This is a genomic window from Streptomyces sp. NBC_00669 (assembly GCF_036226785.1).
GTDB lineage: Bacteria > Actinomycetota > Actinomycetes > Streptomycetales > Streptomycetaceae > Actinacidiphila.
In genome coordinates this window covers 4,049,417-4,071,242 of sequence record NZ_CP109018.1, presented here as the reverse complement: position 1 = coordinate 4,071,242, position 21,826 = coordinate 4,049,417, and the positions used below count along the sequence as shown (strand labels likewise).

Sequence of the window (21,826 nt, the reverse complement as noted above, 5' to 3'; positions counted from 1 at the left end):
CCGTCGCGGCAAGATTGCCGGTGCGGCAATAATTGACGAACTGCGTCGCCCCGGCTGCGGAGCGGGACGGACGGGGGCGCCCGGGGCGTCCCGTCAGGCGATCCGCGACAGATCGGCGGCCTGGACGCCGCCGAGCAGCGGCTCCCCCTTGAGCCAGCGCTCGACCTCGTCGACCGCGTAGGCGCCGAGTCGCTGCACCTCGCTGCCCTGGCATCCCGCGATATGCGGGGTGACCAGCACGTTCCGCATGAGCAGAAGCGGGTGGCCGTCGGGGAGCGGCTCGGGCTCGGTGACGTCGAGGTACGCGTCGATCCGGCCCGTCCCGCACTCGCGCGTGAGCGCGTCCGTGTCGACGATCCGCCCCCGCGCGCTGTTGATGACGGACGCGCCGTCCCGGAGGAGGGCGAGCCGCTCCGCGCTGAGCAGATGGTGGGTCTCCGGCAGGTCGGGCGCGTGCACGGTGACGATGTCGCTCTGCGCGCAGAGGTCGTCGAGGTCGACGAGGGTGACCCCGAGCGCGTCGGCCTCGGCCGCGGTCACGTAGGGGTCGGCGAGCAGCACCCGGAAGCCCGCGGTGGCGGTGAGCAGGCGCGCGATGACGCCCCGGCCGATCCGGGACGCGCCGATCACGCCGACGGTCGCGCCGTCGGCGCCCTGCCTGCGGCGGAAGGCGGGCTGGCACCCGGCGACGTACTCCGCGGCGGTGCCGAGCGCGCGGTGCGACGCGAGCCAGATCGTGGCCATGGTGTACTCGATCACCGGCGCCGCGTTGGCGTCGGCCGCCGAGGAGACCGCGATGCCGCGGGCCCAGACCTCGGGAGTGGTGTGGCTGCGTACGCTGCCGGCCGCGTGGATGGCGGCGGCCAGCCGCGGCATGCGGTCGAGCGTCGGGGCGTCGAGTACCGGGCAGCCCCAACCGGTCAGCAGCACCTGGGCGTTGGCGAGGGCGTCGGCCGCGTCGGGGTCGGCCGGGTCGGTGACCAGGCCGGGGTGGACGTCGGCGAGCGAGTCGAGCCGGGCGCGCAGCGAGGCGGGCAGGACCAGGTCCAGGACGTCCGGCTTCATCGCCAGCACCAGCTTCGGCCGCTCCGCCATGTCTGCTCCTCGCGTGTGGTGGTCGTGCTCGTGGTTCCGCCGGTGCCTGTCGTCCCCGTCGTGCGCGCGGGCCGTGTGGCGCCCCCGGTTGCGACGTGCCCGACGTACTGCCGACCGAACCGCCGAGTCGCCGCGTCGGTCGGGCCGCCCGGTCTGCCGGTCGGTCGTGTCGCCGACGGGCCACCCGCTCGCCCACCGGTTCGTGTAATCGGTTACTTCACAACGATCAAAGCCTAGGTCGGCGCTCATGTGGCGTCAACGCCCGTTGCTGCGCCTGGCGCGCCGAGCAACGCGATTCGGCCGTGGTGTGCGCGAAGTTCAGCCATTCGCGGCGGCTGTGCTCAGCTACGAGGCGAGCGGGCGAGGAGTTGATCTGTCGTAGTAACCGGTTTAGATTCAGTGTCACCCTGAGCGCCGCAGGGCTCGTGGCGCCCGCCGTAAACGGTTGCGGCGGGACCTGGTCCTGCTGGTGCTGACGGGGCCGGGGCCGGTCTGCTTCCCGGCCTTCCGGTACCGCGCGATGGCCGGAAACGTCATCGTGTTCAAGGACCGCGTGCCCTTTTCCCCGCGATCGTGGCCGACCGCCGGGCCGGCCGGCCATGGAGCGTCCCCGCCCGGTGGGGCACCAGTACGCTGGGCGGCGGCGCGGCGGTGCGGCTGCGACGGGACTTCGGATGGCGGGGATGGCGGAGAGTTCACCAGGGCCGGGCGCCGGGTCGGGCGCCAGGGCGGGAACGGGTGCCGGCGCGGGTGCGGGGCAGGGCGCGACCGGGCGCGGCAGCGGCAGGCGGACCATCCGTGACGTCGCCGACCGCGCGGGCGTGTCCGTCGCCACCGTCTCCCGGGTGCTGGCCGGCAACTACCCGACGTCCGCCGCGGCCCGCGCGAAGGTGCTGCGGGCCGTGAAGGACCTCGACTACGTCATCGACGGCCGGGCCCGGGCGCTGGCCGGCACCGGGCCGAAGACCGTCGCGGTGATCGTCTCCTCGGTGGACAGCGCGTTCTACGCCCGCGTCGCGCAGGGCGTGGAGCAGGAGGCGGCGGCCCGGGGCCGGCTGTGCATGGTGTGCAGCCACAGCGGGGACGAGGCTCGTGAGCTGGCGCTGGTGCAGATGATGCGGGAGCAGCGCGCCGAGTTCGTGGTGCTGGTCGGCGGCGCCGTCGAGGACGACCGCTACCGGGCCCGGCTGACCGAGTACGCGCACGGCCTGGCCGCCGCCGACTCCCGGCTGGTGCTGTGCGGGCGGCCCGCGCCCGGCCCCGACATGCCGGTGCTGGTGGTCGAGTACGACAACGAGGCCGGCGCGTACGCGGCGGTCAGCCATCTGCTGGCGGCCGGGCACCGCGACATCCTCTACCTCGGCATCATCCCGGGCCACTCGACCGTCGAGCCGCGGATCGCCGGCTACCGCAGGGCGCTGGCCGACCACGGCCTCGGCCCGGCCGCCGAGCGGATCGACGGGATGGGCCTGGGCCGCGCGCGCGGCTACGCGGAGATGCGGCGTATCCTCGCCGGCTGCGGCGGCCGCCCGGAGTTCACCGCGGTCTTCGCCGGCGACGACCAGCTCGCGGCGGGCGCGATGGCGGCGATGCGCGAGTACGGCCTGCGCACCCCGCAGGACGTCTCCGTCGTCGGCTACAACAACGACGACCTCGCCCAGGACCTCAACCCGCCGCTGACCACGGTCAACATCCCCGCGTACGAGCTGGGCCGGGAGTCGGTGCGGCTGGCGCTCGCCGAGAAGGCGGTCCGCGGCGGGGGCGGCGGCTCGGGCGCCCTCGCGCAGAGCCGGCACCTGCTCGGCACGCACACGGTGCTGCGCGGGTCGGTGGCCCCGCCCCGGCCGCGGGACTGAGCCCGCCACCGGGGAACCGGGTGCGGCCCCGGGCCGCGTGCGCGGCCGGCCGGCTCAGCGGATGCGGACCGCGTCCGGCACGGCCGGCGGCAGTGCGTCGGCGGTCGCGTCGCCGAGCGCCAGCCGCATGTCCGCCTGCTGCCACAGCGGGGACTGCCAGCGCGCGGTGCCCTGTTCGGGCGAGCGCAGCACCGCGAGGGTCGGCAGCCCGGCGGCGTGCCCCTCGGCGAGGAGCACGGGCAGGTCGGGGGTCGGGGCGAGTGCGCCCACGTCGTCGAGGACGAACGTCATTGGTGGGTCGAGCCGACCGGCGGGTGACCCTGCGGCCATGCGCCGGCCGTGCTCGACCACGCTGGAGACGAGTGCGGTCAGCAGGGGCATCGCACCCGGATGGGAACGCGGGTCCTCGATCCGTTCGCCCACCACATAGAGCGTTCCCCGTTCGGAGGTGAATGACTCCAGGTCGAGGCCACCGGACTTGGCGGGAGTGCACGCGTCGCGGATGTGCACCGAGTTGAGCGGTTCGAGGGTGTGCCGGATCAACGCCTGTGCCGCGTCCCGGCGTTCGGGGTGCGCGTGCAGCACCGACTCCAGCTCGCCGCTCCAGCCGGACGCGGCGTCGCGGTCGCTGCGCAGCACCCGCACCGCCTCCCCGGCGCTCGCCCCGCCCGCGGCCCACCGCTGCACCTGCCGGAAGGGCCGCCCGTCCACGGCGGCCGCGTGCAGCCAGCAGCGCAGCAGCGTCACCGCCGCGTCGTGCACGATCGCCTCGTCGGCGCGGGCGGTACGCAGCGGCGCGAGCAGCGCGGCGGCGCGTATCCGGGCGGTGTCCGGCCGCTCGCACCCGCCGTGCGGCGCCCACCGCAGCCGCCCGGGTACGTCCACCAGGTGGGCCGGGTCGAAGACGTGCACCGGCCCGAGCTTCGCCCGGTTCCCGGCCGTCTGGTGGTAGGTGTCGGGGTCCGCGGTGGTCACCACGACCGGTCCGGCCGCGGCCAGCACGGCGGGCTGCACCACGCGCTTGGCCTTGTCGCCGCGCGGCTCGGCGAACAGCGCGTAGGTGCGGGTGACCTCGCCGTCGGCGAGCGCGGCCAGCGGGGTGGCGGCCGTCACCGGTGGCGGGGGAGCGGCCGCCGGCGAGGCACCGGCGGGCACCAGGCCCTCGGCGCGCACCGGCGGGAACTGCGTGGTGGGCGCGTCCTCGGGCGCCGGGGCGCCGGGCGGCACCGCCCGCGGCACCGTACGGAACCAGGCGTCCAGGCTCTCCTCGCCGGATCGGGCGTACGGCTGCGGGGCGGCGTGGTGGCGCGGCTCGGGGACGTCCGCGGGATCGGCGCCGTCCTCGCCCGCCGGCGTCCGCGCCCCCTTGCCGGCCGCGAGCGCCGCGTCCTGCTCGGCGCCGTCCTCGTCCTCTTCGTCGTACGGGTACGCGTCGTCGGCCGCGGCGGGTCGCGGTACGCGTGCGGCCCTGGCGCGGCGGGGAGTCCGGGTGCGCGGCGGGCGCTTGCCGCGCAGCCGGGCCACCGCGTTGAGCACCCACATCGCGAAGGAGAACAGCGCCACGATCTCCCCGATGAGCACCCACCAGAACAGCCCGGCCCCCGGCAACTGCCCGCGGGGCACCTGCGGCCATGCGGCGGCCATGTCGTGCGGCTGGGTGACCAGGTACCGCATCGCGCGGGGGGTGCGGGTGAAGTGCACGCCCTGCGGCCAGCCGCCGTGCGCGAGCACCCCGGAGATCCCGGTCGCCGTCCACACCAGCAGGGTCACGCCGAGCAGCAGGCCGATGATCCCGACGATCAGGCCGTCGGGCAGGCCCCCCGAACTCTCCTTCGTGCGCGCCGCCATGACCTCACGCCACCGCGTCGTCTGCCATGTGCTTGGCGAGGGCGACCTGCGCCGCGTGCGCCTCGGCCCGGGCCTCGGCCTCCGCTTCCGCCTCGGCCTCGATCCCGGCCATGTGGTCCTGCGAGGACTCCGTCATCGCCCGGTCGGTGAAGACCAGGGGCCGCTCCGCCTCGGTGATCAGGTGCTTGACCACCTGCACGTTGCCGTTGACGTCCCAGACCGCGATGCCGGGGGTGAGGGTCGGGATGATCTCCACCGCCCAGCGCGGCAGGCCCAGGACGCGGCCGGTGGCTCTCGCCTCGTCGGCCTTCTGGGCGTAGATGGTGCGGGTGGAGGCCATCTTGAGGATCGCCGCCGCCTCCTTGGCGGCGGCGCCGTCGACCACGTCGGACAGGTGGTGCACCACCGCCACGAACGACAGGCCGAGCCGCCGGCCGAACTTCAGCAGCCGCTGGAAGAGCTGCGCCACGAACGGCGAGTTGATGATGTGCCATGCCTCCTCGACCAGGAAGATCCGTTTCTTCCGGTCCGGCCTGATCCAGGTGTGCTCCAGCCACACACCCACGATCGCCATCAGGATCGGCATCGCGATCGAGTTCCGGTCGATGTGCGAGAGGTCGAAGACGATCAGCGGCGAGTCCAGGTCGATGCCCGCGCTCGTCGGCCCGTCGAACATCCCGCGCAGGTCGCCGTCGACCAGCCGGTCCAGCACCAGCGCCACGTCCAGGCCCCACGCGCGTACGTCGTCCAGGTCGACGTTCATCGCCTCGGCGGACTCCGGCACCGGGTGCCGCAGCCGTTCCACGATGTCGGTGAGGATCGGCTGGCGATCCGTCACCGACTCGGCGACGTAGGTGTGCGCGACCTTCAGCGCGAACCCGGACCGCTCGTCCAGGCCGCGCCCCAGCGCCACCTCGATGATGGTGCGCAGCAGCGCGAGCTGCCCGGTGACGGTGATCGCCGGGTCCAGCGGGTTGAGCTTGATCCCGCCGTCCAGCGCCGCCATCGGGTCCAGTCGGATCGGGGTCAGGCCCAGCGACTGGGCGATCAGGTTCCACTCGCCGACGCCGTCCTCGCCCTGCGCGTCCAGGACCACGACCTGCCGGTCCTTGAACCGCAACTGCCGCATCACATAGGTCTTCTCCAGCGCCGACTTGCCGTTGCCGGACTCGCCGAGCACCAGCCAGTGCGGGGCCGGCAGTTGCTGGCCGTAGAGCTGGAACGGGTCGTAGATGTACCCCTTCCCGGAGTACACCTCGCGTCCGATGATCACACCGGAGTCGCCGAGGCCGGGCGCGGCGGTCGGCAGGTACACCGCCTGCGCCTGGCCGGTGGACGTGCGGACGGGCAGCCGGGTGGTCTCCACCCGGCCGAACAGGAAGCTGGTGAACGCGTCCGTGATCGCAGCCAGAGGGTCCAGCATGGGCATCGGTGGCCTCCTCCTCCGGGCGGGCTAGCGGCGGATGCCGGTAGCGAACGGCAACGTGTTGACGAATGCCCGGTGGTGCTCACGATCGCACCATTCGAGCTTCAAATACGACTTACCGGCGGAAGCGCGGATGGTGCGCTTGTCGCGCGCCAGCGCTTCCGGGGAGCGCGCGGACACCGTGATGTAGCCGACCAGGTTCACCCCGGCCGCGCCGCTGGCCAGGTCCTCGCCGCGCTGGTCGATCCGGCCGTGGTGGGCCACGTCCCGCGGGTCCACCACCCGGTTCATCTTCGCGGCCCGGCTCGCCTCGGCGTCGTCGTTGGTCTTCTCCGTCAGCATCCGCTCGATCGCCACGTCGGTGGGCTCCAGGTCCATGCAGACCGCGACGGTGCGGATCACGTCCGGGGTGTGCACCAGCAGCGGCGCGAGGAAGTTGACGCCCACCGGCGTCATCGGCCACTCCTTCACCCACGCCGTGGCGTGGTGCCAGGGCGCGCGCGTGCTCGACTCCCGGGTCTTCGCCTGGAGGAACGTCGGCTCGGTGGCGTCCAGTTCGGCCGGCCACGCGTTGCGGCGGGTCATCGCCTGGATGTGGTCGATCGGGTGGTCCGGGTCGTACATCGAGTGCACCAGCGACGACAGCCGGGCCTGGCCGAGCGGCTGCCGGACCCGGATGTCGGCCTCGGCGAGGCGGGCGCAGATGTCGTTGAGCTCGCGGGCCATCACCGCGGCCAGGCCGGCGTCCTTGTCCACCCGGGTGCCGCGGGCGACGGTCGCGCGGGCCATCGCGTTGCCCTCGGCGGCCAGTTCGCGGGTGAAGTGCATGCACGCCACCAGGTAGGCGCGGTGCTGCTCGGAGGAGGTCGACACCATCGACTGGAGCTGGTCGTAGGAGTCCTGCAGCCAGCGTGGCGCGTCCGGTTCGCCGCGCTGCGCCACGTCCTTGGCGTGCGCGTCCGGGTCGGCGGGCAGCGTGCGGGCGAGCATCTGGAGCCGCGTCACGAAGCCGTCGCCGTTGGCCACGTGCTTCAGCAGGGTGCCGAAGCGTTCCACCAGGGCTTCCTGGTCCTCGCTGTCGCGCAGGCCCACGCCCGGGCCCTCGATCTCGATCGCCGCGGTGACCGTACGGCGGTCCACGTGCAGCAGCACCGCGATCTCGTCCGGCCCGAACGGCGCGGCCAGCCAGGTGATCCGGCCGATCCCCGGCGGCGGCCCGACCTCGATCTCCCGCCCGTCCATCCGGGTGCCGGCCTCCTGCGCCGAGGAGCGGTACGCCGGCGCGACCCGCAGCATCCGCCGGTAGGCCCGGTTGATCTCGAACCAGCGGTAGAACGTACGCCGCCGGTAGGGCATGTACACCGCGGCCAGCGCCAGCACCGGCCAGCCGACCAGGCCGACGATGCGCAGCAGCAGCACCGGGATCAGCAGGCCGGACATCATGCCCAGCGCCGCCCCGACGATGATCAGCGCGATCTCGCCGGTCTCCCGGTTCTTGCCGACGATGGCGTTCGGCCGCGCCTTTCCGATCAGATACGTGCGGCGCGGCTGGGTGAACGGCTGGGTCGTCACCGGCGCTCACCTCCTTGGGAAGAGCCCTTGTTCGAACCCGACGCCGGGCCGGAGCCGGACCGGTACGGGGAGCCGCTGAGCGGGCCGCTGCCGCCGGAGCCGCCGCTGGAGCCGCTGCCGGAACCGCCCGAGCCGCCGGCACCGCCGCCGCGGGTGCTGTGTGCGGCCATGCCGCCGGCCACCGGGTTGGCGGGCTGGCCGCCGCCCTGGGCCTGCTCCTGCGGGCCGCCGCGGGCGCTGTGCGTGGTGATGCCCTGGCGGACCAGCGCGGCCGGCGAGGAGATCACCGCGGCCGCTGAACTCTGGCCGCTGGCCTTGCGGTTGTTGCGCAGGCTCACCACGTCGTCGCCGAAGCCGGGCACGAACCGGTAGATCATCGCGCTGGCGAAGATCGCCAGCAGGATGATCGCCAGACCCGACACGACCGCGGAGAACGAGTTCGGGCCGTTCTTCGACCCCGACAGCGCGCCGGCCAGCCCCAGCACGATCACGACCACGGGTTTCACCAGGATCACCGCGATCATGATGCCCGCCCAGCGCCTGACGTGGTGCCACATGTTCTTGTCCACCAGGCCCGCGTAGACCGCGGTGCCCAGCAGCGCGCCGACGTACAGCAGCGCGGCGCGGATCACCAGTTCCAGCCAGAGCACACCTGCGGCCAGCACCGACACCAGGGAGACCACGATCAGCATGACCGGGCCGCCGCCGATGTCGTTGCCCTTCTTCAGGGCGCCGGAGAACGAGCCGAAGAACACGTCGGTGTTCGACTTGGTGCCCGACGAGATCACGTCCGTGACCGCGTCGGTCGCCGAGACCACGGTGTAGAGCACCAGCGGGGTGAAGGCGGAGGCCAGCACCGTCAGCCACAGGAAGCCGACCGCCTCGGTGAGCGCCTCGGTCATCGGCACCCCGCGCACCGCGCGCTTGGCCACCGCCAGCAGCCACAGGATCAGGGTCAGGATCGTGGAGGCGGCGAACACCACGGCGTACTGCCGCAGGAACTCGGTGTTCGTGAAGTCCACCTCGGTCGTCTTCGTCACCGCGGTGGAGAGCTTGTCGATCGTCCAGGAGGCGGCTTCGGCGCAGCCCTTGCCGAGGGAGGTGAGGGGGTCGAGGGAATCGGTGGGGCTGGTGCCCGTCTTCGGGGTACTGGACGGGGTGCCCTCGCAGTACGCCTTGGCGGGGCTCGCGACGTACTTGCACGGATCGCTGGTCGGTTTGGCCGATCCGGACGGCGTCGGCGTGGCCGAAGGGTCCGCCATCGCGCGCGTCGCGAGGGTCCACAGCGCCGTCTGCAGCGTGACGACGGCTGCCGACAGGGGGAGGAGCCGGGCGCGGCCGCTACCTCGCATAGGTGAACCCTCCGTACTGCTGTACGGCACCCGCGATCTGGTCCGCCGTGGCGATCTGCTGGTCTCCGCTGACCGGCGCGGGCCCGTCCTGCTGGCTGGAGGAGGCGATCTTCCAGTCCCCGCCGCTGCCGCCCGACGTGCCCGAGGCGTCCCACACCAGCTTCTCGGTGATGGTGAACCAGGAGGCCGTGACGGGCTTGGTGGAGTCCTTGCCGGCCAGGCCGGCCAGCGCGGTGCACCAGACCTCGACGGTGGCCGCGTCCGCGGTGCCGGCGGTGGTCTTCGTGCCGACCGGGATCGTCCGGGAGACGAGGGTCAGTCCCTGGGGCGCGGAGCCGTCGGGGTTGAGGCCGAGGGCCTTTATCGCGCCCGTAGAGTACGCCTGGTCGAGCGAGCCCTGCAGGGTCCCGGTGGCCGAGGGGGCGTACACGGTCGCCACGATCCGGTGCCGGGCGGTCGTGTTGAACATGTCGACGCCGCCCAGTGCGACCGCGTAGTTGGCCGCCGCGGACTGGGCGCCCTGCTGGGTGTGGGCGAACCCGGCGGGGATGCCGACGGACTTGCCGGTGACGGGGCTCTCGCCGGTGGGCGCGGTGGCGGAGGTGGAGCTCTTCGCGGAGGAGCCCGCGCCGCCGCTCCCGCCGGAGCCGGAGCCGGCGTCGTCGGTGGAGGACGAGGACCCGCCGCCGCGGGTGGCGAACGCCAGCGCCGCGACGAGCACGACGACGACGCCGACCACCGTGGCCAGCGCGCGCCGCGGCTGCGGACGTCGCCCGGCCTGGCCGTGCGTGCCGTGGCCCTCGGGCATCCGGGTCCGGGTCGGGGGGCCGTCCTGGCCGAGGCTCATCGTGCGGTCGCCCCCCGGGATGCCGCGGGCACGGCGCGGCGGCGCGTGTCACGGCTGAGCGTGTCGCGGAGGACGACAGCGCTGCTTGGTTGAGTGGGCATCAGCACGCAGCCTCGGTCGGGACGGTGGAGCCTGGGACGGGCTCCGTAAGGGGAACAGTGGCACCCGGGGGTGCCGGGAGGACGGTCCGGCGGTTCCGGTCGGGCCGGGCTAGATCGCCATCCCGTAGACGATGGTGAACAGCGTGCCGAGGGAACCGATGATGAACACGCCGGTCAGACCGGCGATGATCAGTCCCTTGCCCTGCTCCGCGCTGAAGGTGTCGCGCAGCGCGGTCGCGCCGATCCGCTGCTTGGCCGCGCCCCAGATGGCCAGGGCCAGGCACAGCAGGATCGCCACCGCCATGACCACCTCGACCATCACACGCGCTTCGTTGCCGAGGGAACCGAAGGGTCCCCAGTCCGGGGCGATGCCACCGATGATGGTGTTGATGTCGCCCTTCGCCGCTGCCAGAAACATGTAACTCACCACCCCGCTCGATCAGTTGACTCCCTCGCCGGGGCGCAAGGGGCCATCATCTATCTTGACGGAGGAATCCGCTGTTGGATGTCGACTGGGCGACTTTCTCGGCGGATCGTCCGTGTGATCCGGCCCGCACCCGTCAGACTGGGGACGGACCGGTGTTCGAGGGACACAGACGACTACTGTGTGTATCACGAGCATCACCGTAGGGCAACGAAGAGGGCGGGATCGTACAAGGATCGGAAGGGTGGGGACCTCGTGCGCCGGATCTGGCTCATCGTCATCATCGCTCTGGGCCTGTGCTTTTCGTTCCTCGCGCTGCTCGTGGTGGGCACGTTCTCGGCCGCCGCGGGGCTGTCGGACGGCGAGAACGGGCAGGCGGTGACGTTGGCCAAGGGTTCGGTGCCGGCCGAGTACGAGCCGATCGTGGCGAAGTGGGGCGACTTGTGCCCGTCGCTCAACCCGTCGCTGCTGGCCGCGCAGCTCTACCAGGAGAGCGGGTGGAACGCCCACGCGCAGAGCGGGGCGGACGCGCAGGGCATCGCGCAGTTCATCCCGGGCACCTGGGCCACCCACGGCATCGACGGCAACGGCGACGGCAAGGCCGACGTGTGGGACCCGCAGGACGCGATCCCCTCGGCCGCCACGTACGACTGCCAGCTCGCCGCCTACGTGAAGGACGTGCCGGGCGACAACACCGACAACATGCTCGCCTCCTACAACGCCGGCGCCTACGCGGTGATCAAGGCCGGCGGTGTCCCGCCGTACGCCGAGACGCAGAACTACGTGAAGACCATCCGCTCCCTGGCGCAGAGCTTCGCGGCGCCGGTCGCGCGGCTTGAGCCGACCGAGCAGGCCGCGGGCGCGATCACCTACGCGCAGTCGAAGCTCGGCACCAAGTACCTGTGGGGCGGGGAGGGGACGGCGGCGCAGGGCGGCCGTTTCGACTGCTCGGGGCTGACGCAGGCGTCGTACCACGCGGTCGGGGTGACCTTGCCGCGGGTGGCCAACGACCAGTGGAACGCCGGGCCGCACCCGAGCCGGGCCGAACTGCTCCCGGGCGACCTGGTCTTCTTCGCCTACGATCTGAGTGACCCGCGCTCCATCCACCACGTCGGGATCTACGTGGGCGGTGGCTACATGATCGACGCGCCGCACACCGGCGCGGTGATCCGGTTCGACCCGATCGACTCGCCCGACTATATCGGGGCGACCCGGGTCACCGAGAGCGGGGCGCAGGCGCTGCCCACCGCGTCGCCGGCGTCGTCCCCGTCCTGACGGACCGTCGCCTCCGGGGCCTGTGACGGGTGACACCCGTGTGGCGACTGCGCAGGGTGATGCTCGGCCCCAAGGCTGGGGGGTTTCCGGCCGTTCGACCGTTCCCCCTGGTCACCCTTGCATAACAGCATGGTGATCATCTGGCGAAGACCGGAACGCTACGTAGTGTGCCGACCGTTGTACGGGGGAGAATGGCGCGAGACGCAAGCGACGGGGGTTGCGCACGAGCCGACCGTGAACGCACGTTCCAGTTGCGTTGCCCGACGAGGGGTGGACCCGATGGCGAAGGTCACAGGCGACACCGTGAACCCCGACGTCAGCCTGCTGCGCGGGATCAACGGCCTGTCCGGGCACGCCTCGCACGGCGTCGACCGGGCCGTGGCGTGGGCCGGCGGATACGGCCTGGTCGCCCTGGCCCTGCTGCTGGCCGTCTGGTGCTGGTGGCGGGTGGCCCGGCGGGCCGAGGACGCGCCGGCCGCGGTCGCCGGTGTGCTGTGGTCGGGACTCGCGGCCGGGATCGCGACGCTGCTCGACCTGCCGATCCGGGCCTTCGTCCAGCGGCCCCGTCCCTACGCCGACCACGACGGCCTCCATGTGCTGGTCCACGACGGCGGCTACTCCTTCGTCAGCGTGCGCAGCGCCGTCATCGCCGCCATCGCGGTCGGGCTGTTCACCGTCGACCGCAGGTTCGGCGTGATCGCGCTGCTGGCCGCGCTCGCCGAGGGCTTCTGCGACATCTACGTCGGCACGCACTACCCGACCGACGTGATCGGCGGGTTCGCGCTCGGCGCCGCCACCGTGCTGCTGCTGACCGCGCCCGCCCTCGCGCTGCTCACCCGGCTCACCACCGGGGTGGCCCGCGGCCGGGCCGCGGTCCTGGTCCGTTCCTCACCGCGCGCCGCCCCCGCGGCCAAGCGGCTGGGCCCACGCAAGGTCCGGCACAGCTCCACCGACAAGGACCTGGCGGCGTAAGGACGGTGTGGCGCCGGCGCCGGGGTCGCCCGTTCGGGGCCGGCGGCTACAGCGCCTGCGGGAAGTCGAAGAGGCGGTTCGGGTCGAGCTGCTTCTTCAGGGCGGTCAGCCGGTCGGCGTTCGGTCCGTAGTACGCGGTGCGCCAGTCGGTCAGCGACGGGTCGGTGTAGTTCTGGTAGGCGGCGCCGGACGCGTAGCGGCGCAGGGCCGTGTGGGTGTCGTCCAGCCATGAGGTGGCGGACAGTTCGTGGGAGGCGAGGTACTGCGCCAGGAAGCGCGAGCCGCGGTGGGAGAAGGCGGTGGCCGTGGCGGAGGGGCGGTTGACCGCGCCGCCCAGCGCGGTGAGGGCGATGCTGCCGGCGCCGCCGCCGGACTGGCCGGCGAGCTGCTGCAACCGGCCGATCAGCGCCTGGACGCCGCCGGCCGGCAGGTTCACGTCGTAGAAGTCGGAGCGCGCGGTGTACGTGTCCCGCTCCAGGCTGCCGACCGGGGCGAGATGGCACTGGGCGGCGCTGCGGCCCTCGCAGCCGGCGTAGGAGAACATCGCGTCGACGTAGGTGTGCGGGCGCAGGGACACCGAGGTGGCGGGGGCGCCGACCGCGGTGGCCAGCCGGTCCGCGGCGGCGGCGAGGTCGTCGCGCGAACCGGTGGAGGTCATCGCGACCGAGACGGTGGGGCTCTGGCCGACCGTGCAGTTCAGGTCGAGCGCGGACCAGATGTGGTCGGGCAGGTCGGGACCCCAGCTCTGCCAGCCGCCGACCAGGTCGGCGGCGCGGCTCCACGGCCAGGTCAGATAGCCGGTGACCACGGCCGGCACCGGGTGGGTGGCGAACGTCAGGGACGTCACCACGCCGAAGTTGCCGTTGCCCGCGCCGCGCAGCGCCCAGAAGACGTCCGGCTCGGCGTCGGCGGACACCGCGTGGCTGCGGCCGTCCGCGGTGATCAGCGTCGCGCCGATGAGGTTGTCGCAGGTCAGCCCCATCGAACGGCTCATCACGCCATGACCGCCGCCGAGCGTGAGCCCCGAGACGCCCACCGACGGGCACGACCCGCCCGGGATCGTCCGGCCGTACCGCGCAAGGGTGTTGTAGACGTCGATGAGTTTGGCGCCCGCGCCGATCGTGGCGGTCGTGCCGTTCACCCGGATCGAGTCGAGCTTCGAGACGTCCACGATCAGCCGGCCGGTGCCGCTGGACCAGCCCGCGTACGAGTGGCCGCCGCTGCGGACGACGGGCGTGATGCCGGTACGGCGGGCGAACTCCAGGCAGGTGCGGATGTCGTCGGCGCCGGTGACATACGCGACCGCGGCCGGCCGCAGCGAGTCGAAACGGGTGTTGTAGAGGCGGCGGTCCACGTCGTACCCGCTGTCCTGCGGGCGCACCAGCGACCCGTCCAGCGACCTCGCCAGCGCCGGCCAGTCCGGCTTCACCGGTGACGGGGTGCCCGACGCGGTCGGCTTCGCGGACGAGGGCGTCCCCGAACCCGAGGCGGGCGCGGGCGCTTTCGCGTCGTCCCCGCCGCCGTCGCCGCACCCGCTCAGCGCCGTCGCGGCCAGCACCCCGCCGCCCGCCTTCAGCGCGGTCCGCCGCTTTACCCTGCGGGGGCTTTTGCCGACAACCCGGCTCCGGTTTTCTCCCCGGCCCATGCGTTCCACCGTCGCATCCACGCGTGTGGCCCGAACCCGGGCCTGGAGGCGGGTGCGTTCCGCCACACCCGCACCTTCAGAAACCCAAGACGCCGCATCACCTCTGCCGGTTGCGATCACTTGCTGGGCGGCCCCCATGTGCCGGTGGCCCCACCGAACCCGCCGCGGGTGCCCGGCCGGTGGGCCCGGTGCGCCATGGAGGGTGGCTGGTCGCGCAGTTCCCCGCGCCCCTGAGTATGTGCGCCTGCTCCGCAGCGCACCAGCCCGTAGCGGGTACGGAAAGCCGGCAACGGCGCGCTCAGCCACTTACGGACGGGTGGTCCGGGGACCGTCCGGACAAGGCACCCCGGGCGGGGGGTAACCACGGTGGAGCCGCACAAAATCAGGGGCGCGGGGAACTGCGCGCGCAAGGGGCCGCCGGCGGGGGGTCCGGGGACCGTTCGGACGGGGCAGGGCGGGCGGACAGGGGCGCCCTCAGTTTGGGTGGTCTTCCGCGTCGCGGCGAGCACGGTCCCGCGCCCGGCGGGCCGGCCCCTTCCACCCGCACGAGCACCGCGCCACCGCGAAGGCACCCCGTTCGACGACGGCCACGTCATGACGGCCATCACCGCCGGAGGCACACCCCGTTGTTCCGACATCGGACACGACTCCACCGTAACGGGCGTGACGGCCCGCTCAAGACCGTCGTTATCCCGGTGAGACCCAGCCGGTAGGGCGGGTGCAGGGATGGACGGGCGATGGTGGCAACGGTGACCCCAGAGGCGGGCACGACGAGTGCGACAGCAGACGGCGGGCCGACGGACGCCCACCGCCCGGACCGCGGGCAGCTCGGGCAGAACGGGCACCGCGGCCGCGCGACACCGCGGAAGTCCGCGGCCGCGGCCGCCGCGCTGGTGTGCGCGGCCGCACTGGCATCGGGCTGCGGCGGCCCGGCCGCGGGCACCTCCGCGGGCTCGACCCCCGCGGACGCGGCCCAGACCCGCGCCGTCACCAACGCCGCCGACACCCTGGTCAAAGCGGGCAGCTCGAAGGTGGTCACCGCGATGCGGATGGCCAGCGGCGGCACCTGGGTCACCATCACCGGCACCGGCGGCTTCGACTACGCCGAGCAGCGGGGCGAGGTGGTGGTGCTGCTGCCCAAGGACGCGGTCGGCAAGGAGGAGCACAAGCCGATCACCGAACTGATGACGCCCGGCGCCCTCTACATGAAGAACCGCGGCGCGGGCGTCCCCGCCGGCAAGTGGGTCCGGGTGGACACCACCCGCCTCCCCGACGGGAACCTGGTCACCGGCGGCGCCACCGAACCGCTGGCCGCCGCCGAACTGCTGCGCGGCGCCGAGGACGTGACGTACTCCGGCACCGAGCAGCTGCAAGGCGTCCAGGTGCGGCACTTCCGGGGCACCACCGACATCGCGAGGGCCGCCCGGATCGCCTCGCCCGCGGTGCGCGGCCCGCTGAGCGCCGCGGCGGCGGGCTTCACGGTGACCCGGGTGCCGTTCGACGCGTGGCTGGACGCGCAGGGGCGGCTGCGCAAGCTCACCGAGCGGTTCACGATGAGCACCACGGCCGACGGCAAGAGCACCGACCGCAAGGGCACCGCCGGGGGCGCACAGGGCACCGGCACCCCGAAAAGCACCGGGGCCGCCGGCCAGGATGTGACAGTTGTCTCCACCACGACCTACGACGCGTTCGGCACCCCGGTCGTGGTGACCACGCCAGGCGGTACCGACATCTGGACCGGCAAGATCGTTTCTGCCCAGCCGTAGACCGGGGCACCGCCAGATCGGGCCTACTGGAAATGGTCCATCCGTGCCATGCGCCGGGTCACGTATGGTCCCTACGCTTGATGACGGCCGTTCGCAGGCGTACGGGGATGCGTAGAGGAGGTGGTGCGGGTATGGCGCCGTCGCCCATGACATCGGTGCAGGACGATCCAGTGGCGCTGGCCGAGATCGATCTGTGCGGCGAGCTGATGATCGCCGCTTCCGCCGCCGTCGAGGAGCGGTTGAGCTTCGACCGGATCGACGAGGTGCTGGAGGTCGCCCGGGTCCCGCTGGCCCAGGCGAACTAGCCCACCCCTACCCCCGCCCGCGCCGCGACCCCGCTTCCGCCCGCGCCGCGCCCTGCCGCCACCCGGCACCGCGCCCGCGCCGCGACCCCGCCCCCGCCCGCGCCGCGACTACGTGCGCAGCAGTCGCGCTATCGCCGCCGTCGCCTCGGCGACCTTCTCGTCGATCTCCGGGCCGCCGCCGACCGCGGCCGCGGCCACGCAGTGCCGCAGGTGCTCCTCCAGCAGCTGGAGCGCGAAGGACTGAAGCCCCTTGGTGCTCGCCGAGACCTGGGTGAGGATGTCGATGCAGTACACGTCCTCCTCGACCATCCGCTGCAGTCCGCGCAGCTGACCCTCGATCCTGCGCAGCCGTTTCAGATGGGACTCTTTGTCATGGCTGTAGCCATGCGGCCCGTGCGGCTTCACAATCTCCCCGGCGACGCCTTCCGTGGCCATCCGCATGCCCGCCCTTCTGTCCCGTTATACCCCCGATGGGTATAGCTTACCGAATCGATACCCTGTGCGAGGCATCCCCTGTCAGGGGGACTTCGTCCGATGGGCGACACTGGTGGACGCCGGTTAGCCGCGGCCGGATGATGCACCTAGCATCAACGAGACCGAAACTCATGCACCCCGAGGACCTCACGTGCGCTTTCGTCTGACCCCCAGGGAGACGAGCTTCTATGACATGTTCGCCGCATCCGCGGACAACATCGTCACCGGTTCGAAGCTTCTGATGGAACTGCTCGGGGCCGATTCGCCGACCCGGACCGAGATCGCAGAACGCATGAGGGCGGCCGAGCACGCCGGGGACGACGCGACCCACGCGATCTTCCACCAGCTCAACTCCTCCTTCATCACGCCGTTCGACCGGGAGGACATCTACACCCTCGCCGGTTCGCTGGACGACATCATGGACTTCATGGAGGAGGCCGTCGACCTGGTCGTCCTCTACCAGGTCGAGGAGCTGCCCAAGGGCGTCGAGCAGCAGATCGAGGTGCTGGCCAGAGCCGCCGAGCTGACCGCCGAGGCGATGCCCAACCTGCGCACCATGTCGAACCTGACCGAGTACTGGATCGAGGTCAACCGGCTGGAGAACCAGGCCGACCAGATCCACCGCAAGCTGCTCGCGCACCTGTTCAACGGCAAGTACGACGCGATCGAGGTGCTCAAGCTCAAGCAGATCGTCGACGTGCTGGAAGAGGCGGCCGACGCGTTCGAGCACGTCGCCAACACGGTGGAGACCATCGCGGTCAAGGAGTCCTGACCTTCGTGGACACCTTCGTTCTGATCGTGACCATCGGGGTCGCGCTCTTCTTCACGTACACCAACGGCTTCCACGACTCGGCGAACGCCATCGCCACCTCGGTCTCCACCCGCGCGCTGACCCCCAAGGCGGCGCTGGCGATGGCCGCGGTGATGAACCTGCTCGGCGCCTTCCTCGGCTCCAAGGTGGCCTCCACCGTGAGCAAGGGCCTGATCGCCACGCCGCACGGCCGCAACGGGATGGCCATCCTGTTCGCCGCGCTCGCCGGAGCCATTGTATGGAACCTGGTCACCTGGTACTTCGGGCTGCCGTCGAGTTCAAGCCACGCGCTGTTCGGCGGTCTGGTCGGCGCGGCGCTCGCCGGCGGCACCCAGGTGCACTGGAACGGCGTGGTCGACAAGGTCATCGTGCCGATGTTCCTCTCGCCGGTGGTCGGCCTGCTCGTGGGCTACCTGGTGATGATGGCGATCCTGTGGTTCTTCCGCCGTTCCAACCCGCACAAGGCCAAGCGCGGCTTCCGGATGGCGCAGACCGTCTCGGCGGCCGCGATGGCGCTCGGCCACGGTCTGCAGGATGCCCAGAAGACGATGGGTGTGGTGGTGCTGGCGCTGGTGATCCACGACCCGAGCCGCGGATTCGGCATCCCGATCTGGGTGAAACTGATCTGCGCGGCGATGATGTCGCTGGGCACCTACGCGGGCGGCTGGCGGATCATGCGGACCCTCGGCCGCCGGATCATCGACCTCGACCCGCCGCAGGGCTTCGCCGCCGAGACCACCTCCGCGGCGATCCTCTACACCACCTCGTACGTCTTCGCGGCGCCGGTCTCCACCACGCACGTCATCACCTCGGCGATCATGGGCGTGGGGGCGACGAAGCGGGTCAAGGCGGTCCGCTGGGGCGTGGCGAAGAACATCGTCGGCGGCTGGTTCATCACGATGCCGGCCGCGGCGGTCGTCGCCGCCGTCTGCTTCTACCTGGTCCGGCTGGTCTTCGGCTGACCCCCGGCCGGCTGCTCCGCCGGCCCGGCCACCTGGCGAACGGCCTCGCTGAACGGTCATGCGAAGGGCCCCGGCCCCCGCAAGGGGAACCGGGGCCCGCGCGCCCTGCGGTGGCACCGCCATGCAGCACCGCACGGCGGTCTGGGATCAGCCGAAGCGGCCGGAAATGTAGTCCTCGGTCGCCTGGACCGACGGGTTGGAGAAGATCCGCTGGGTCTCGTCGATCTCGATCAGCTTGCCGGGCTGCCCGACGGCGGCCAGGTTGAAGAACGCGGTACGGTCCGACACCCGCGCGGCCTGCTGCATGTTGTGGGTGACGATCACGATGGTGAAGCGTTCCTTCAGCTCCCCGACCAGGTCCTCGATGGCGAGGGTGGAGATCGGGTCGAGCGCGGAGCACGGCTCGTCCATCAGCAGCACCTGCGGCTCGACCGCGATGGCGCGGGCGATGCACAGCCGCTGCTGCTGGCCGCCGGAGAGCCCGGAGCCGGGCTTGTTCAGCCGGTCCTTGACCTCGTTCCAGAGGTTGGCGCCCTTGAGGGACTTCTCGACGATGGTGTCGAGCTCGCCCTTCTTGCGGACGCCGTTGAGCCGCAGGCCGGCCGCCACATTGTCGTAGATCGACATGGTGGGGAACGGGTTCGGCCGCTGGAAGACCATGCCGACGGTGCGCCGCACCGTCACCGGGTCCACGCCGCCGGCGTACAGGTTCTCGTCGTCCAGCATCACCTTGCCCTCGACGCGGCCGCCGGGGGTGACCTCGTGCATGCGGTTCAAGGTGCGCAGGAAGGTGGACTTGCCGCAGCCGGACGGGCCGATGAAGGCGGTCACGGAGCCGGGCTCGACGGTCATCGAGATGTCGTCGATGGCCTTGTGGCTGCCGTAGTAGGCGGACAGGCCGCTGACGTCGATGCGTTTGGCCATGGTGGGGATCACTTCATTTCTCTAGGTCTGCTGATGGCCGCGTCAGCGACCTGAGTGCTGCGGCGCCTTCCAGCGCGCGATGAGCCGGGCCACGAGGTTCAGGATCATCACGAAGCCGATCAGGACCAGGGCCGCGCCCCAAGCACGGGCGTAGCTCGCCGGGTTGCCGTTCACGTACTGCTGGTAGATGTAGAACGGCAGCGATTCCTGCGGGCCCTTGAAGGGGTTGTTGTTGATGTACTGGGCGCCGTAGATCAGCAGGGCGACCGGGGCGCTCTCGCCGGCGATCCGGGCCAGCGCCAGCATCACGCCGGTGGTGATGCCGCCGATCGCGGTGGGGACGACCACCTTGGTGATGGTCCGCCACTTCGGCACGCCCAGCGCGAAGGACGCCTCGCGCAGCTCGTTCGGCACGAGCTTGAGCATCTCCTCGGTGGAGCGGACCACGATCGGCGTCATCAGGATCGCCAGTGCCAGCGAGCCGGCGAAGCCGGACTGCGGCGCCTTGTCGAAGGCCACGAACCACAGCGACAGGATGAACAGGCCCGCCACGATCGAGGGGATGCCGGTCATCACGTCGACGAAGAAGGTGACCACCTTGGCGAGCCAGCCCCGGCCGTACTCGACCAGGTAGACCGCGGTGAGGATGCCGATCGGGGTGGCGATGGCGGCGGAGATCGCGACCTGCTCCACGGTGCCGATGATGGCGTGGTAGATGCCGCCGCCGGGCTCGATGGTGAGCACGTTCTTCATCGAGTGGGTCAGGAAGGTGCCGTCGATCACGCCGGCACCCTGCTTGATCGTGGTCTCGATCAGCGAGTACAGCGGCAGGACGGCCAGGATGAACGCGGACCAGACCAGGCTGGTGGCCACCCGGTCCTTGGCCTGGCGACGGCCCTCGACCTGGGCGGTGATCACGTACGACCCGGCGACGAAGAGCAGCAGCGCGATCAGGCCCCACTGGATGTGGCTGTGCAGGCCCGCGCCGGCGCCGATGGCGACGGCCACCACGATCGCGCCGAGCGCGATCGCCGGCGGTGTCCAGCGCGGCAGCCGCCGCGTCGCCAGCCGCGGGGAGGCGGGGAGGGCGGGGGACGGCGTCGCGTCGACAGCGGTCTCGGTCATGCGTTGGCCCCCGAGTACTCCTTGCGCCGGGCGATGATCAGCCGGGCGGCTCCGTTGACCAGCAGCGTGATGACGAAGAGCACCAGGCCGGACGCGATCAGGGCGTCCCGGCCGTACTGGGTGGCCTCACCGAACTTGGCGACGATGTTCTGCGAGAAGGTGCCGCCGGCCGGGTCCAGCAGGTGCGCGCTCAGGGTCGGCGAGGCGGACAGCACGGTGGCCACCGCCATGGTCTCGCCGAGCGCGCGGCCCAGGCCCAGCATCGAGGCGGAGATGATGCCGGAGCGGGCGAAGGGGAGCACCGACATGCGGATGACCTCCCAGCGGGTCGCGCCGAGCGCGAGCGCCGCCTCCTCGTGCATCTTCGGCACCTGCCGGATCACCTCGCGGCTGACGTTGGTGATGATCGGCAGGATCATGATCGCCAGCAGGATGCCCACCGTGAACAGCGAGCGCGGGGTGGAGTTCGGGTCGTCCTTGTGGAAGAGGACGGTCCAGCCCAGGTAGTCGTTGAGCCAGAGGTTGAGGCCGCGCAGGTGCGGCACCAGGAAGAGCGCGCCCCACAGGCCGTAGATGATGCTGGGCACCGCGGCGAGCAGGTCGATGACGTACGCGATCACGTCGCCGAGCCGGCGCGGCGCGTAGTGCGTGATGAACAGCGCGATGCCGACCGCGATGGGCACGGCGATGGCCATCGCGATCACGGCGCTGACCACGGTGCCGTAGGCGAGGACGGCGATGCCGAACTTCGGCGGGGTCAGGGCGGCGTTCCACTCGAAGGTGGTGAAGAAGTTCGCGTGGTCCTTGGAGATGGCGCTGACCGCGCGGACGGTCAGGAAGAGCGCGATGGCGCCCATGATCACGAGGACGAAGATGCCCGAGCCGCGGGAGAGTCCGGCGAAGATCCGGTCGCCCGGGCGGGTGACCGTCTTCGCCTGGGGCGGCGGCGGGGCGGTGGGGGGTGGTGCGGTGGTTGTCATGGGGAACTCCGGTCTGGGGTGGGGGAGGACTGCTCCCCCGGCGGCGGTGCACCGGATGTACGGCGG

General features: G+C 72.0%; 19 protein-coding genes. 7 read left to right on the top strand and 12 right to left on the bottom strand.

Annotation, left to right across the window (positions count from 1 at the left end; translation table 11 throughout):
* Nucleotides 1-93: 93 nt before the first annotated feature.
* Nucleotides 94-1,095: a hydroxyacid dehydrogenase gene (locus OG896_RS16825; protein WP_329366310.1), complete on the bottom strand. Its 1,002-nt coding sequence runs from the start codon at nucleotides 1,093-1,095 to the stop codon at nucleotides 94-96.
* Between the two features lie 683 nt (nucleotides 1,096-1,778).
* Here OG896_RS16825 and OG896_RS16820 point away from each other — a divergent pair.
* Entirely contained in the window at nucleotides 1,779-2,951 is a 1,173-nt protein-coding gene (locus OG896_RS16820; protein ID WP_329366308.1) for a LacI family DNA-binding transcriptional regulator, read from the top strand.
* Nucleotides 2,952-3,005: 54 nt separating this feature from the next.
* Here OG896_RS16820 and OG896_RS16815 read toward each other — a convergent pair whose 3' ends face one another.
* From OG896_RS16815 to OG896_RS16790, 6 genes are all read right to left on the bottom strand, one after another.
* Nucleotides 3,006-4,799 carry a type VI secretion protein gene (locus tag OG896_RS16815; RefSeq protein WP_329366306.1) on the bottom strand — a complete coding sequence of 598 codons (1,794 nt, stop codon included), beginning with the start codon at nucleotides 4,797-4,799 and terminating at the stop codon, nucleotides 3,006-3,008.
* 4 nt (nucleotides 4,800-4,803) lie between these two features.
* Complete coding sequence (locus tag OG896_RS16810) at nucleotides 4,804-6,222, bottom strand: ATP-binding protein (protein ID WP_328467444.1); 1,419 nt, start codon at nucleotides 6,220-6,222, stop codon at nucleotides 4,804-4,806.
* Between the two features lie 30 nt (nucleotides 6,223-6,252).
* Nucleotides 6,253-7,797, bottom strand: coding sequence for an SCO6880 family protein (locus OG896_RS16805; RefSeq protein WP_329366304.1), 1,545 nt, complete (start codon nucleotides 7,795-7,797; stop codon nucleotides 6,253-6,255).
* Nucleotides 7,794-9,149 carry a hypothetical protein gene (locus tag OG896_RS16800; RefSeq protein ID WP_329366302.1) on the bottom strand — a complete coding sequence of 452 codons (1,356 nt, stop codon included), beginning with the start codon at nucleotides 9,147-9,149 and terminating at the stop codon, nucleotides 7,794-7,796. Before OG896_RS16800 ends, OG896_RS16805 begins: the two co-directional genes overlap by 4 nt.
* Nucleotides 9,139-9,996: a hypothetical protein gene (locus tag OG896_RS16795; RefSeq protein ID WP_329366301.1), complete on the bottom strand. Its 858-nt coding sequence runs from the start codon at nucleotides 9,994-9,996 to the stop codon at nucleotides 9,139-9,141. The genes OG896_RS16800 and OG896_RS16795 overlap by 11 nt, the downstream gene beginning before the upstream one ends.
* Before the next feature lie 210 nt (nucleotides 9,997-10,206).
* Complete coding sequence (locus tag OG896_RS16790; RefSeq protein ID WP_328467452.1) at nucleotides 10,207-10,515, bottom strand: hypothetical protein; 309 nt, start codon at nucleotides 10,513-10,515, stop codon at nucleotides 10,207-10,209.
* A gap of 261 nt (nucleotides 10,516-10,776) precedes the next feature.
* On the opposite strand from OG896_RS16790, the gene OG896_RS16785 reads away from it, so the two are divergent.
* Both OG896_RS16785 and OG896_RS16780 read left to right on the top strand, forming a co-directional pair.
* Complete coding sequence (locus tag OG896_RS16785; RefSeq protein WP_329366299.1) at nucleotides 10,777-11,796, top strand: bifunctional lytic transglycosylase/C40 family peptidase; 1,020 nt, start codon at nucleotides 10,777-10,779, stop codon at nucleotides 11,794-11,796.
* 279 nt (nucleotides 11,797-12,075) lie between these two features.
* Nucleotides 12,076-12,768, top strand: coding sequence for a phosphatase PAP2 family protein (locus tag OG896_RS16780; RefSeq protein ID WP_329366297.1), 693 nt, complete (start codon nucleotides 12,076-12,078; stop codon nucleotides 12,766-12,768).
* Nucleotides 12,769-12,814: 46 nt separating this feature from the next.
* On the opposite strand, the gene OG896_RS16775 is transcribed toward OG896_RS16780, so the two are convergent.
* A complete protein-coding gene (locus OG896_RS16775; protein WP_329366295.1) occupies nucleotides 12,815-14,413 on the bottom strand; it encodes an FAD-binding oxidoreductase in 1,599 nt (532 codons plus the stop codon).
* Between the two features lie 893 nt (nucleotides 14,414-15,306).
* Here OG896_RS16775 and OG896_RS16770 point away from each other — a divergent pair.
* Nucleotides 15,307-16,179 carry a hypothetical protein gene (locus OG896_RS16770; protein WP_443057253.1) on the top strand — a complete coding sequence of 291 codons (873 nt, stop codon included), beginning with the start codon at nucleotides 15,307-15,309 and terminating at the stop codon, nucleotides 16,177-16,179.
* Between the two features lie 131 nt (nucleotides 16,180-16,310).
* Complete coding sequence (locus OG896_RS16765; RefSeq protein WP_329366291.1) at nucleotides 16,311-16,484, top strand: hypothetical protein; 174 nt, start codon at nucleotides 16,311-16,313, stop codon at nucleotides 16,482-16,484.
* Between the two features lie 108 nt (nucleotides 16,485-16,592).
* On the opposite strand, the gene OG896_RS16760 is transcribed toward OG896_RS16765, so the two are convergent.
* Nucleotides 16,593-16,925 carry a metal-sensitive transcriptional regulator gene (locus tag OG896_RS16760; RefSeq protein ID WP_329366290.1) on the bottom strand — a complete coding sequence of 111 codons (333 nt, stop codon included), beginning with the start codon at nucleotides 16,923-16,925 and terminating at the stop codon, nucleotides 16,593-16,595.
* A gap of 184 nt (nucleotides 16,926-17,109) precedes the next feature.
* Here OG896_RS16760 and OG896_RS16755 point away from each other — a divergent pair, with 184 nt between their 5' ends.
* Together OG896_RS16755 and OG896_RS16750 are read left to right on the top strand one after the other, a co-directional pair.
* Nucleotides 17,110-17,730, top strand: a complete 621-nt coding sequence (locus OG896_RS16755) for a DUF47 domain-containing protein (protein ID WP_329366287.1) — start codon at nucleotides 17,110-17,112, stop codon at nucleotides 17,728-17,730.
* A gap of 5 nt (nucleotides 17,731-17,735) precedes the next feature.
* A complete protein-coding gene (locus OG896_RS16750; RefSeq protein WP_329366285.1) occupies nucleotides 17,736-18,731 on the top strand; it encodes an inorganic phosphate transporter in 996 nt (331 codons plus the stop codon).
* A 147-nt stretch (nucleotides 18,732-18,878) separates the two neighbouring features.
* Here OG896_RS16750 and pstB read toward each other — a convergent pair whose 3' ends face one another.
* The 3 genes from pstB to pstC are packed head-to-tail and all read right to left on the bottom strand — an operon-like array spanning nucleotide 18,879 to nucleotide 21,760.
* Nucleotides 18,879-19,655 (bottom strand): phosphate ABC transporter ATP-binding protein PstB, encoded by a 777-nt coding sequence (pstB, locus tag OG896_RS16745; RefSeq protein ID WP_329366283.1) that lies wholly within the window; start codon nucleotides 19,653-19,655, stop codon nucleotides 18,879-18,881.
* Nucleotides 19,656-19,697: 42 nt separating this feature from the next.
* On the bottom strand, nucleotides 19,698-20,780 hold the full coding sequence (pstA, locus tag OG896_RS16740; RefSeq protein WP_329366282.1) for a phosphate ABC transporter permease PstA: 1,083 nt from the start codon (nucleotides 20,778-20,780) through the stop codon (nucleotides 19,698-19,700).
* A complete protein-coding gene (gene pstC, locus OG896_RS16735) occupies nucleotides 20,777-21,760 on the bottom strand; it encodes a phosphate ABC transporter permease subunit PstC (RefSeq protein WP_329366280.1) in 984 nt (327 codons plus the stop codon). The genes pstA and pstC overlap by 4 nt, the downstream gene beginning before the upstream one ends.
* Nucleotides 21,761-21,826 lie beyond the last annotated feature (66 nt).